Origin of the sequence: Pseudomonas putida (genome assembly GCF_003228315.1) — a bacterium.
Taxonomy (GTDB): domain Bacteria; phylum Pseudomonadota; class Gammaproteobacteria; order Pseudomonadales; family Pseudomonadaceae; genus Aquipseudomonas; species Aquipseudomonas putida_S.
Genome location: NZ_CP029693.1, coordinates 896,744 through 909,278 on the forward strand (window position 1 = coordinate 896,744; position 12,535 = coordinate 909,278).

General features: G+C 60.8%; 8 protein-coding genes. 5 read left to right on the forward strand and 3 right to left on the reverse strand.

What is annotated here, in order from left to right; genetic code table 11:
• Nucleotides 1-313 precede the first annotated feature (313 nt).
• The 3 genes from DKY63_RS04040 to DKY63_RS04050 all read left to right on the forward strand — a co-directional run bounded on the left by DKY63_RS04040 (nt 314) and on the right by DKY63_RS04050 (nt 5,731).
• On the forward strand, nt 314-2,941 hold the full coding sequence (locus DKY63_RS04040) for a LuxR C-terminal-related transcriptional regulator (protein WP_239499371.1): 2,628 nt from the start codon (nt 314-316) through the stop codon (nt 2,939-2,941).
• 90 nt (nt 2,942-3,031) lie between these two features.
• Nucleotides 3,032-4,186, forward strand: coding sequence for an iron-containing alcohol dehydrogenase (locus DKY63_RS04045; RefSeq protein ID WP_110962903.1), 1,155 nt, complete (start codon nt 3,032-3,034; stop codon nt 4,184-4,186).
• A gap of 210 nt (nt 4,187-4,396) precedes the next feature.
• A complete protein-coding gene (locus tag DKY63_RS04050) occupies nt 4,397-5,731 on the forward strand; it encodes an MFS transporter (RefSeq protein WP_110962904.1) in 1,335 nt (444 codons plus the stop codon).
• Between the two features lies 1 nt (nt 5,732).
• On the opposite strand, the gene DKY63_RS04055 is transcribed toward DKY63_RS04050, so the two are convergent.
• Genes DKY63_RS04055 through DKY63_RS04065 form a run of 3 tightly spaced genes read right to left on the reverse strand, consistent with a single transcriptional unit; the run spans nt 5,733 to nt 8,338 of the window.
• Complete coding sequence (locus tag DKY63_RS04055) at nt 5,733-6,674, reverse strand: electron transfer flavoprotein subunit alpha/FixB family protein (protein ID WP_110962905.1); 942 nt, start codon at nt 6,672-6,674, stop codon at nt 5,733-5,735.
• Complete coding sequence (locus tag DKY63_RS04060; protein WP_110962906.1) at nt 6,674-7,423, reverse strand: electron transfer flavoprotein subunit beta/FixA family protein; 750 nt, start codon at nt 7,421-7,423, stop codon at nt 6,674-6,676. Before DKY63_RS04060 ends, DKY63_RS04055 begins: the two co-directional genes overlap by 1 nt.
• 27 nt (nt 7,424-7,450) lie before the next feature.
• Nucleotides 7,451-8,338: an MBL fold metallo-hydrolase gene (locus DKY63_RS04065; RefSeq protein WP_239499372.1), complete on the reverse strand. Its 888-nt coding sequence runs from the start codon at nt 8,336-8,338 to the stop codon at nt 7,451-7,453.
• 208 nt (nt 8,339-8,546) lie between these two features.
• Between DKY63_RS04065 and DKY63_RS04070 the strand changes: the two genes are divergently transcribed.
• On the forward strand, nt 8,547-10,349 hold the full coding sequence (locus DKY63_RS04070; protein WP_110967834.1) for an acyl-CoA dehydrogenase: 1,803 nt from the start codon (nt 8,547-8,549) through the stop codon (nt 10,347-10,349).
• Nucleotides 10,350-10,387: 38 nt separating this feature from the next.
• On the forward strand, nt 10,388-12,499 hold the full coding sequence (locus DKY63_RS04075; RefSeq protein ID WP_110962907.1) for a 3-hydroxyacyl-CoA dehydrogenase NAD-binding domain-containing protein: 2,112 nt from the start codon (nt 10,388-10,390) through the stop codon (nt 12,497-12,499).
• Nucleotides 12,500-12,535 lie beyond the last annotated feature (36 nt).

Sequence of the window (12,535 nt, forward strand, 5' to 3'; positions counted from 1 at the left end):
CCCCCTTTGCGGATGGACTGCCACTTGAATTTGAGCAGCGCCGCTGGTCCCTTGTGGGAGCGAGCCTGCTCGCGAAGGCGCCAGCACATTCAACATCTTCGGCGGCTGACACACTGCCATCGCTCACAGGCTCGCTCCCACAAGGGCTCAAATGGCACTATCGTAAAATCTTGACCTGTATCGACAGGTTGGCTAGTTTCGCCCGGCTTGTGAGTTGCCATGCCCGTGGCGCGAGGACAAGAAGTTGCCAGACACCCCAGCCAGACACCTGGTTTCGACCAGATTTTCGCCACCGCGTATCGGCTCTCGCCATGTGCTGCGTACTGCCCTGCTCGCCCGGCTCAAACTCATGCATCACTGCAAACTGGCGTTGGTCACCGGCGCCGCGGGCTACGGCAAGACGACCTTAATGGCCCAGTGGCGTCAGGATCGACTCATGGCGGGCGCGGAAGTTGCGTGGGTTTCGCTGACGGCCGAGGACAAGGGCTACGCCGCTTTCTGCACCGCGCTGTTTGAAGGGTTACGCCGCTTGGGAATCGAAGTGGACATCGACCTGATCCGCGAAGACAGCACGGTGCCTGCAATGGAAACCTGCGTCGCGATCATCGTCGAAGGGGCGGCGATGATCAGCAAGGAGCTCTATCTGATCGTCGATGACTACCACCATGTGGAAGTCCCCCATGCCCACAAGCTGATTCAAAAACTGCTCGACCAGATTCCGGGCAACCTGCACCTGGTACTGGCCTCGCGGGTCAATCCGCCGCTGAGCCTGTCGCGCCTGCGGGTCATGGACCAGGTGGTAGAAATCGAAAGTGCCGAGCTGCCGTTCGACCTGACCGAGACTCGCACCTTCGTCGAAGAGAACCTGGGCACCGACAAGATCAACGCCGATGAGCTGAGCCTGATCCATGACCTGACCAGCGGCTGGCCGTCGTGCCTGCAACTGATCGTGATCATGCTCAAGAACCGCCCCTCTACCCGATCGGTGCTCAATGACCTGGTCTGGCGATCCAGTGATCTGCAAAGCTATCTCAGCGAAGAAGTGGTGGCACACCTGCCAAAGGACTTGGTGGAAGTGGCCGAAGCGTTGTCGATCTTCCGTCGATTCAACGCTGCCATGGCGGTCGCCGTGACGGGGCATACCGAAGCCGGTGAACTGCTTCAGCGCATGGAAGACGAGAACCTTCTGATTCAACGGGTCGACTCCGAGGACCGGAGGACCTGGTATCGCTTCCAGCCGCTGTTCGGTGAATTCCTCAGCGCGCGCCTGGAACGTCGGGGCGGGGATATCCGCGCCCTGCACCGCCTCGGTGCCCATTGGTTCGCCGCGCACAACTGCCTCACCGAAGCGGTGCGCCACGCCAGCCTGGGTGACGACACCGATTTTGCGATACGAGTCATCGAAGCGGCAGCCCCCGCCACCTGGAGCCTTGAGTACCTCGCACCAACCTTGCGTTTGCTGGAACGCTTGCCCGAGGACGTGCTGTTTTCCCACCAACGCCTGCTGTTTCTGGCCTGCGTCACGGTTTCGCTGACTTCGCGTCCGGCGCGGGCAAAACCCTGGCTCGATCGTTTAAAGGCCAGTGACCTGAGCGCGCACCCCGAGCTGATCAGCGGCCTGCCGCTGATCCATGCGGCCATCGCCATACAGGAAGACGACAGCGAGCATACGATCGGCCTGCTGGAGCCTGTGCTCGATGCGCCCATGGAAAACCCCTTCCTGCGCTACATGCTGCTGGCGGCATTGGCCGTCGCCTATTACACCGCGGGACGCTATGCCGATGCCCGCCGCTTGTTCGACATTCATCCGATACCGCCGCAGGATCGCGGCAACGACATGGCGCTGGTCGCGGAATCGGCACGCTTGACCACCTATATGATCAGCGGTGAGATCGGCGTGGCCGAGCCGCTGGTATCCGAATTGCTGGAACGCTCCACCCGGGAGGGCGGACACCGTTCGATTTGCGCCAATCTCTGCGCTAGCCTTCTGGCCGATGCATTCTACGAGCTTGACCGGATCGATGACGCCCGCGAGCTGATTGCCAACCGCTTTGGCCTGCTGCACTCCTCCGTTCCCGAAGTCATCGTGCGCACCAACATCAGCCGCAGCCGTCTCGACCTGCTGCAAAAAGGTCCGGATGCCGCGCTGACCTTTCTGCGCCAGCAAATCGCTCATTTACGCTGCCTGGGACAGATTCGACCGGTGGCCCAGTTGCTGAGCGAACAGATCCGCGTGAGTCTGATCAAGGGCCAGCGCAATCAGGCCATGGAATTGTTGCAATCGCTCGAAGAGCTTGTCCGCGCCCACGGCAGCGAGCGCGGTGGCCGGGCGGAACTGCCGGCGATTGCCGCACTGTCGCGTGCACGGGTACTCATCAACGAGGATTCCCAGGCAGCCCTGCAGGCTTTGAAAACGGTGAGAGACTACGCCGAACGCTTCCACCGCTATCGCCTTACAGTGCTGGTCGACCTGCTGTCGGCTGGAGTTCTCGAAGACCTCGATTGTCCAGAAGAATCCCTCGAGTGTCTGCGTCGGGCCGTGGAGGCCGGACAGCGCCTTGGACTGATTCGCACCTTGCTGGACGAAGGTGCCTTGAGCGAGAAACTGCTTGGCCGTCTGGCCCGGACCCCTCTTGAAGATCCCGTGCGCAGCTATGTGGACGAACTGATCAGTAAACTCTCCGGCCCCTGCGCACCCGCTGCGGCGACCACACGTGCACGGCGCACGACAACAGCGGGGCAAGAGCCGCAACTGACGCCCCGGGAGCGCGAGATTCTCAGCCTTGTGGCTCAGGCCATGTCGAGCAAACGCATCGCCCATACTCTGGATATCACCCTGGACACCGTGAAATGGAACCTGCGCAACATCTACGCCAAGCTCGGGGTTTCCAGCCGATACGACGCCATGGTCTGGGCGCGTAACCATAAACTGATCGACTGAACCCTCCCCTCCAGAGGGGGGAGCGGCAGACGACCGACACTTAACCTCGCAGGACACCGCCGACCAACGGCCTGTCCACGGGGAAATCACATGACGCGTCGCTTGCTGTTCAACACCACCCGATCGATCATCATCGAGCGCGGCGCCGCAGCGCGCCTTGCCGAACAAGTGCAGTCGATGGGGTACCGCTCCGTACTGCTGGTCACGGATGCCGGCGTCCTGGCAACCGGACTGCTGGCTCCGGTGGAACGCGGTTTCGCCCGCTTGGGCATCGCGTTGCAAGTATTCAGTAACGTCCAGGCCGACCCGCCGGAATCGGTGATTCTTGACGCAGTGCACGCCGCGCGGCAGTGCTACGCCGATTGCGTGATCGGTTTCGGGGGTGGCAGTTCTCTGGATGCGGCCAAGTTGACAGCGCTGCTGGCGCGCAGCGAAGAAACCCTGGCCGATATCTACGGCATCGACCAGACCAATGGCCGGCGCCTGCCGCTGATTCTGGTCCCCACCACCGCAGGCACCGGCTCTGAAGTCACTGCGATATCGGTGGTCACCACCGGCGAGGGTCAGAAGAACGTGGTCATCTCGCCAGCCCTGTTGCCGGACATCGCCTTGCTGGATGCGGACCTGACGCTGGGTCTGCCTCGCTCGGTCACGGCCGCGACGGGTATTGATTCCATGGTTCACGCCATCGAATCCTTTACTTCCAGGCACCTGAAGAACCCCATCTCCGATTGTCTGGCTCGCGAGGCACTGAGGTTATTGGGGGACAATCTTGAGCATGTGTGTAATCACGGCTCGGACGCGCAAGCGCGCGAGCAGATGTTGCTCGGTGCCTGCCTGGCGGGCATGGCGTTTGCCAATGCTCCGGTGGCTGCGGTGCATGCGCTGGCTTACCCGCTGGGCGCTCGTTTCCATATTCCCCACGGCCTTTCCAATTCGCTGGTGCTGGCACCGGTGATGCGTTTCAACCTGCAGGCAGCGGCACCGCTTTACGCCGAACTGGCCGCCATTCTGCTACCGCAAATACAAGGATCGGTGACCGAAAGAGCCCATGCACTGATCGATCACCTGGAAGCTTTACCTGTCCGTCTTGGTTTGCCGACCCGCCTGCGGGACGTGGGTATCACTCTGGATGACCTCGATGCTCTGGCGATGGATGCGACCAAACAGACGCGTTTGCTGAACAACAACCCTCGTGAGGTGACTCTGGACGACATACAGGCGATCTACCGCCAGGTCTTCTGAGCTACGAAACCTGAATGCAAGCCGGTTCGCAGCGAATGCGGAGCCGGCTATCGGGCCTGCGCATCAATGCCCAGTATTTACCTGTGAATTCAATAGGTTGATTGAATCTACGAATCCGGAACATTGCACCATCAGCGGCTCTTTATACTCGCCAGAACGGCCCCCAGAAGTTCCAATACAACAATAACCGGGCCACTGAGGAGCGCTTCAATGAGCGATGCCATCCCGCAATTCCCGGCAGATTCCGCCACTTCTAACGAACTGAAACGCACCTACTCCAAGGTCATCTGGCGCCTGATGCCGTACCTGGTGCTGGCGTTCATTCTCAATGCCATCGACCGCCTCAACCTGTCGTTCGCCAAGCTGCGGATGGCCGAAGACATCCTGCTCACCGATACGGCCTACGGCATCGGCGCCGGGGTCTTTTATCTGGGTTACATCCTGTTTGAAGTACCGAGCAACCTGTACATGCAGCGTGTCGGCGCACGTGCCACGTTGACCCGGATCATGATCCTCTGGGGCCTGATCACCGTGATCACAGCCTTTGTCACCAGCCCCGAGCAACTGCTCGTTGCGCGTTTTTTGCTCGGTGTCGCCGAGGCAGGATTTTTCCCCGGTCTGATTCTGTACCTCACCTACTGGTTTCCGGCCTCCGTGCGCGGGCGTATCACCGCATCGTTTTTCATGTCCGGCATGGTCGCGGGCATGATCTGTGGCCCACTGTCAGGCACCATCATGGCCCAACTGCACGGCTGGCTCGGATTGCGCGACTGGCAGGTACTGTTTGTCCTGACCGGATTGCCCGCAGTGATGCTGGGCTTGATCGGACGCGTTTGGTTGACCGACCGGCCTGACCAGGCGCGCTGGCTCGACGACGATCAAAAACGTCAGATCCGCGAGGCTCTGGCGAATGAGTCGCCCCATGAGTCGGCAGGTTCGGGTTTTGTCAGCGCGTTACGCGATCCACGGCTGTATGTCGCCGGTCTGGTGTGTTTTTGCATCTACAGTGCCGCCAACACAGTGTCGTATTGGTTACCGTCCCTGGTACGCGGCTTTGGTCTGCAAGACTTGCAATTGATTGGCCTGGCCACCAGCCTGCCGTTCCTGGCCGGTCTATGTGCCATGTTCTGGCTCGGTCGCAGCTCCGATCGCCATATGGAGCGACGCTGGCACTTGAGCCTGACCCTGTTGACAGCCGCAGCTTGCTTTTGCCTTCTGGATCTGGTCGAGGGGCACACTGCATTGTCCATGGCATTGATCAGCGTTGGGGGTGCGGCGGCGCTGGCGGCGATGCCATTGTTCTGGACGATCCCGCCCGCATTGCTAAGCAGACCCGCCGCTGCCGGCGGAATCGCCCTTATCAGCAGTCTCGGCAACCTGGCGGGTTTCCTCAGCCAGACTGCCGTTGGCGCTTTGAAAGCCGCTACCGGCAGTTTGTACCTGGCATTCGATTTGTTAGCGGTGTTGCTGGTGTCAGGCGCTCTGTTGTTGCTGATCGCGATTCCAACCGCGCGTTTGCGGGGGCACGGTCGGAATCGGGAATAGCTCAAACCAAGCGTTCAAACTCCGGAACGGCGTCGAACAGATCCGCTACCAGGCCGTAATCGGCCACCTGGAAGATCGGCGCTTCCTCGTCCTTGTTGATCGCCACGATCACCTTGGAGTCTTTCATGCCAGCCAGGTGCTGGATCGCGCCGGAGATACCGACGGCGATGTACAGCTGTGGCGCAACGATCTTGCCAGTCTGGCCAACCTGCATGTCGTTGGCGACAAAGCCCGCGTCCACCGCGGCGCGGGAGGCACCGACACCCGCGCCGAGTTTGTCGGCCAGCGCATACAGGTGCTTGAAGTTGTCACCGTTCTGCATACCGCGGCCACCGGATACGACGATCTTCGCGGCGCTCAGGTCCGGACGGTCGGACTTGGCCAGCACTTCATTGACGAAGCTTGCGGTGCCGGCGTTGTATTCGGTATCGACGAACTCAACAGTTGCCGCCCCCCCTTCGGCAACCACCGGGTCGAAACCGGTGGTACGCACGGTGATGACCTTGACCACAGCGTTGGATTGAACAGTGGCGATGGCGTTACCGGCATAGATCGGGCGTTTGAAGGTATCGGGACTTTCCACCGAGATAATTTCGGAGATCTGATCCACATCCAGCTGCGCGGCAACCCGTGGCAGGATGTTTTTGCCATTGGAGGTGGCTGCGGCCAGTACGTGGGTATAAATCGAGTGCTGCTCGATCACCAGACTGGCGATCAACGCTGCGACGTTCTCCGGCAACTGATGGGCATAGGCGGCCTGGTCGGCAACCAGCACTTTGCTGACACCCGGGATTTTCGCCGCGGCTTCAGTAACCGCACCTGCGCCCTGACCCGCCACCAGCACATGAATGTCGCCGCCGATTTGCGCGGCGGCCGCCACTGTGTTCAGGGTGACGGGCGCCAGCAGCATGTTGTTGTGTTCGGCAATAACCAAAATAGTCATCAGATCACCTTCGCTTCATTTTTCAGTTTCTCGACCAGTTCGGCCACCGACTTGACCTTGATTCCCGGGCTGCGCGCGGCAGGCGCTTCGACGTTTACGGTCTTGTTGGTGGAGTCGGTGCAAATGCCCAAGGCGCCCGGTGTCAGCACTTCCAGAGGCTTCTTCTTGGCTTTCATGATGTTGGGCAGAGATGCGTAGCGCGGCTCGTTCAAACGCAGGTCGGTGGTGACGATGGCTGGTAGCTTGAGGGAAACGGTCTGCGCTCCGCCGTCGATTTCCCGCGTCACGGTCACCTTGTCCTCTCTGATTTCGACATAGGATGCGAACGTACCCTGACCGTAACCGCTCAATGCGGCGAGCATCTGGCCCGTCTGATTGTTGTCGCTGTCGATGGCTTGTTTGCCGAGGATCACCAGTTGCGGTTGTTCCTTGTCCACCACGGCCTTGAGCAGCTTGGCCACGGCCAGGGAACCCAGTGCGTCATCGGTTTCTACCAGGATGGCGCGGTCGGCGCCCAGTGCCAGTGCGGTACGCAATTGCTCCTGTGCGGGGGACGAACCCACGCTGACCACTATCACTTCAGTGGCAACACCTTGCTCCTTCAAACGAACCGCCTCTTCCACAGCGATTTCGCAGAACGGATTCATCGCCATTTTCACGTTAGCGAGGTCGACGCCGGAACCGTCCGCCTTGACGCGGACTTTCACGTTGTAGTCGACCACGCGCTTTACAGCAGCCATTACTTTCATGGGGATCTCCTGGTGAGCGGGTTATTTTCAACTGTCCAGCCGATGCAAGGCGGCGTGTTGATCAAAAGGTTGATAACGGTGCTGCTTGTCACGGGCGACCTTGATCATCGCGACGCTCGGGTCGCGGCTCAGGAACAGTCGCCCTCCCTCGGCCACCACGTGATCGAGCAAGCGCTCCTTTTCATCGATCAGGCTTTCCGGGTTGCGGTCGAAAGCCGTGGTCAGGTCGAGCGCGAGCCACTGCCGGCCAGGGACCAGATCACCGGCAAAAATGATCGGGCCGCCGGGCATATCGATTTCGGGCAACAGTTGCCCGGGGGTATGGCCATCGCTGAGGTGAAAGCGCCAGCCTTCTCCCAGCAGATTGCTGGAGCATTCGTCGATCAGGTGCATTCGCCCACTGCCTTGCAGCTGACTGATGATTTGCGGGACGAACAGCGCTCGGTCTCGCGGGTGCGGATGGTTCGCACGCATCCAGTGCTGTCGGCCGACCAGATAACGAGCGGTCGGAAACAACAGCCGGGGCGCCTCGCCTTCACTGACGGCGAGGCGCACTTCCGGCGCGAGCATCGCATGCAGATGGGTGAGTACCACGGCGTGTATCTGCGCTTCTTCCACCCCCAGCCGGGCAAGCCCTTCCAGCAGGCCCGGAGTCGGACGCTGGCAGCGGCAGGTGCGCGGCAGTGGCGCGAACAGCGCATCGGTGCCCGCCATGACCAGGATGTTCAAGCCGTCCTGTTGCACCAGCAGCGCCCGGCACGCCAATTCGACCTCATTGTCGTAGTCAGGGCTCAGCCATTCGATCCAGGCGTTGCGCGGGGTCGTGCCAAACAGGGCCCCGCCGTCGAGCCTGCGGGGTCTGCCTGTCACCGAAAACAATTTGCGATACACCACTTGTACCTCTCTGGACGCCATCCGCCCCGATGACCCGCAAGGGGATCGGGGTATGGCCAGCTTATCCAGAGAAAGTCGCGCATGACCCTCCCTTGAATGGGTGGGCGGCACGTCCGCGTTACCCCTGCCCCCCCTTTTGGGATAGCGCGCGAGGCGCCGGATTTGGATCTACTGGGCAGGATCATTCCGGTCGGCCGAAAAGGTGACCGACGCCATGCGAGAAAAAACCATGACTGATGCTTTGCTCAATGAACGCGAACTGAGTTTCCAGCTCTATGAACTGAACGATACCGAGGCACTATTGCAGCGCCCGCGTTATGCCGATCACGACCGCTCTGTATTCGATGCGACACTGCAAACCGCTCGCGACATCGCCGCCGACTATTTTGCCCCGCATAACCAGAAAGGCGATGCGCACGAGCCGAGTTTCGACGGTGAAAAGGTTACCCTGATCCCGGAAACCAAGTCGGCCTGGGACGCGTTCGCCCAAGCTGGTTTCCTGGCCGCGCATCACGATGCCAACGACGGCGGTTTGCAACTGCCTGAAGTCATCCTGCGGGCCTGCATGGCGTACTTCAACGCGGCCAACATCGCCACGGTGGCGTACTCGTTCCTGACCATCGGTGCCGCCAACCTGATCAAGAGCTTTGCCAGCGATGTGCTGCGCCAGCGCTTCCTGCCGCCCATGCTAGACGGGCGCTTCAGCGGTACCATGGCCTTGACCGAGCCTGGCCAGGGTTCTGCACTCGGTGACCTGCGGACCCTCGCCCGCCCGGCCGACGACGGGAACTATCGCCTGTTCGGCCAGAAAATGTTCATTTCCGGTGGCGACCACTCGCTAACAGAAAACATCGTGCACCTGGTGCTCGCACGAATCGAAGGCGCACCGGCCGGCACCCGAGGTATTTCGCTGTTTTTGGTGCCCAAGTTCCTGGTCAATGACGATGGCACATTGGGTGCCCGCAATGACGTAGCCCTGGCCGGCCTGCTGCACAAACTGGGTTATCGCAACACCACCTCCACCGTACTGAATTTCGGTGAACAGGCCGGTGCCGTCGGTTACTTGGTGGGTGAAGCCAACAAAGGTTTGTCCTACATGTTCCAGATGATGAACGAAGCACGCATCGGAGTGGCACTGGGGGCTTCGGCGTTGGCGTATCAGAGTTTCAACCGGGCGCTGGACTATGCCCGAGAGCGACCTCAGGGCCGTCGACCGGGGAACAAGGACCCTCTGTCGCCGCAGGTGCGCATCGTGGAACACGCCGACGTGCGCCGCTTGTTGTTGCAGCAGAAAACCTATGCCGAAGGAAGTCTGGCGCTGTGCCTGTATGCCAGCACCCTGTATGAGGACGCGCATACCTCGCCCGACGAAACGGCACGCCACGAAGCCCGCGAACTGCTCGACCTGCTGATCCCCATGGTCAAGTCGTACCCTTCCAAATATGGAGTCATTGCTTCGGACATCGGCATTCAGGTTCTCGGCGGTTCCGGTTATATCCGCGAATACCCACTGGAGCAGTACTACCGCGACAATCGCCTGAACCCCATCCACGAAGGTACTGAGGGTATTCACGGCCTTGATCTGCTGGGGCGCAAGCTGCAACAGAACGGCGCAATGGGCTACCGTCTGTTTGTCGGCAACGTGCGCCAAACCCTTGAGCAGGCTGCGCGCGACCATCGCTGTGCGGCACTCGCCGATGAACTCGCCTGCGCTCTGGACTGCCTCCAACAAACAACCAAAAGTCTGATTGAACAAGTCGCTGAAGATGCCGAGCGAGGCCTGTCAAACGCCACCGTCTACCTCGACCTCTTCGGTCGTGTGCTGGTTGGCTGGCTGTGGTTGCGCATGGCACTGATTGCCAGCCGCGCCCTGAGCGAGGGCGCGACCGGCAGCGAGGCGGATTTCTACAACGGAAAAATGCAAGCGGCGCGCTACTTCATCGACTGGGAGCTGGCCACCATCGAGGCGCAGTCACGTTTGCTGATCCGTGCCGATTGCACCAGCTTCGACATGCAGGACCCGTGGTTCTGAGCCTGTCCATCCCCCTTCAGCCACAACAAGGAGTCATCATGAATTCCCTGGTCACTTATCAGGTACAAGACAATCTAGCGTTGATCGGTCTGGCTCGCCCGCCGGTCAACGCCCTGGGGCAACCCCTGCGTGAAGCCATACTCCAGGCCTGCGAACAGGCCAATGCCGACGCCTCGGTGCGCGCCATTGTCCTCTATGGCGCCAATGGCTTGTTCAGCGCCGGCGCGGACATCAGCGAATTCGGCAGCGCAGCGTCCTTTGCTGCGCCGAATCTACCTGACCTTTGCCTGCGCCTGACCTGTCTTGACAAACCCCTGGTGGCCGCTATTGGCAAGCTGGCGCTGGGCGGTGGCCTTGAGCTCGCACTCGCCTGCGGCTATCGCATCGGCGAACCGCAGACTCGCGTAGGCCTTCCGGAAATCAATCTCGGGTTGTTACCCGGCGCCGGCGGCACCCAGCGTCTGCCTCGGCTGATTGGGGCCCAAGCGGCTCTGGACATGATGATGAGCGGCGCCCCTGTGTCGGCCGGTCGTGCTCTGGAGCTTGGGATTGTCGACCGGCTCGCCGATAGCCCCGAACAATTGCTTGAAGTCGCCTGTGTCTATGCCCGCGAACTGATCACCGTCCACGCCCCGGCCAGACCCGCCGAGCGTTTCGCCAAACCGGCCGAAGGCTTGGCGGCAGATTTCTTTGAACGTTACCGCAGTGAAAATGAGCCCCGCTGGAAGAGCCGTCTGGCTCCCCGTCTGGTTTTTTCCGCCGTAGAAGCCGCTTGCGTGTTGCCGCTAGACCAGGGACTGGCCCGGGAAGTTGCACTGTTCAAGCAGGCTGAAGCGTCTTCCCAGTCTGAGGCATTGCGCCATGTGTTCTTCGCCGAACGCGAAGCGGGCAAGATACCCGGAATCGACGCCTCGACGGCGTTGCTTGCGATTGGCAAAGTCGCGGTCGTCGGCGCCGGCACCATGGGCGGTGGCATCGCCATGAACTTCGCCAATGTCGGCATCCCGGTGACCTTGCTGGAGCGTCAGGGTGACGCACTGGATCGCGGCCTGGCGCATATCCGAAAGACCTACGGCATCAGCGTCAAACGCGGCAAGCTGAGCGAATCCACGCTGGAGCAGCGCATGGCACTGCTTACCGGCACTCTCGACTACGCCGACCTGGCCGACGCCGACCTGGTGATCGAAGCGGTGTTCGAAAAGCTCGAGATCAAGCAGGAAGTGTTCCGCAGCCTTGATCGCGTGTGCAAGCCCGGCGCCATTCTGGCGACCAACACCTCTTCTCTGGACGTCGATCTGATCGCTGCCGTGACCTCCCGTGCGCAGGATGTTATCGGTCTGCATTTTTTCAGCCCGGCCAACGTCATGCGACTGCTGGAAGTGGTCAACGCCCGGGAAACCTCGGCTCAAGTGCTGGCCTCCACCCTCAAGATGGGCCGCACCATCGGCAAGATCCCGGTGGTGTCCGGTGTGTGCTTCGGTTTTATCGGCAACCGCATGCTCGAACCTTATGCCCGCGAAGCCCACCGCTTGGTCCTCGAAGGCGCTACCCCGGAACAGGTGGATGGCGTGCTGACTGACCTGGATTTGAACATGGGTGTGTTCACCATGCTCGACTTGGCCGGCGTCGACGTGAACTTTCTGGTGCGCGATGCCAACCGTGCCGCCATTGCGCACGATCCGAGCTATTGCCGCCTAGGTGATGAGCTGTACAGCATGGGTCGCTTCGGCCAGAAAACCGCACGTGGTTTTTACGCTTACGAAGGGCGGGAAAGGCGCAACGATCCTGATGTCGTTGCCGCGGCCGAACGCCTGGCCGCAGAACTGTCCGTACCCCGTCGAGCCATCGACAAACAGGAAATACATGACCGTTGCCTGTTCATGCTGATCAACGAAGGCATTCAGTTGCTGGATGAGGGCATCGCCCTGCGCGCCAGTGATATCGATCTGGTCTGGATCAACGGGTACGGCTTCCCGGCGCACCTCGGCGGCCCTATGCACTATGCCGAGCAATATGGTCTGGACAAGGTCCTGGCCGGCATCCTGCACTACCGTCAGTCCCTGAGCGAATACGGCCAGATGTGGTTCACCCCGGCACCTCTGCTGGAGCGTCTTGTGGCGGCCGGCAAAACCACGATCGAACGCATCTGACCACAACCGGCAGGCATCCATTCGGTGCCTGCTTCT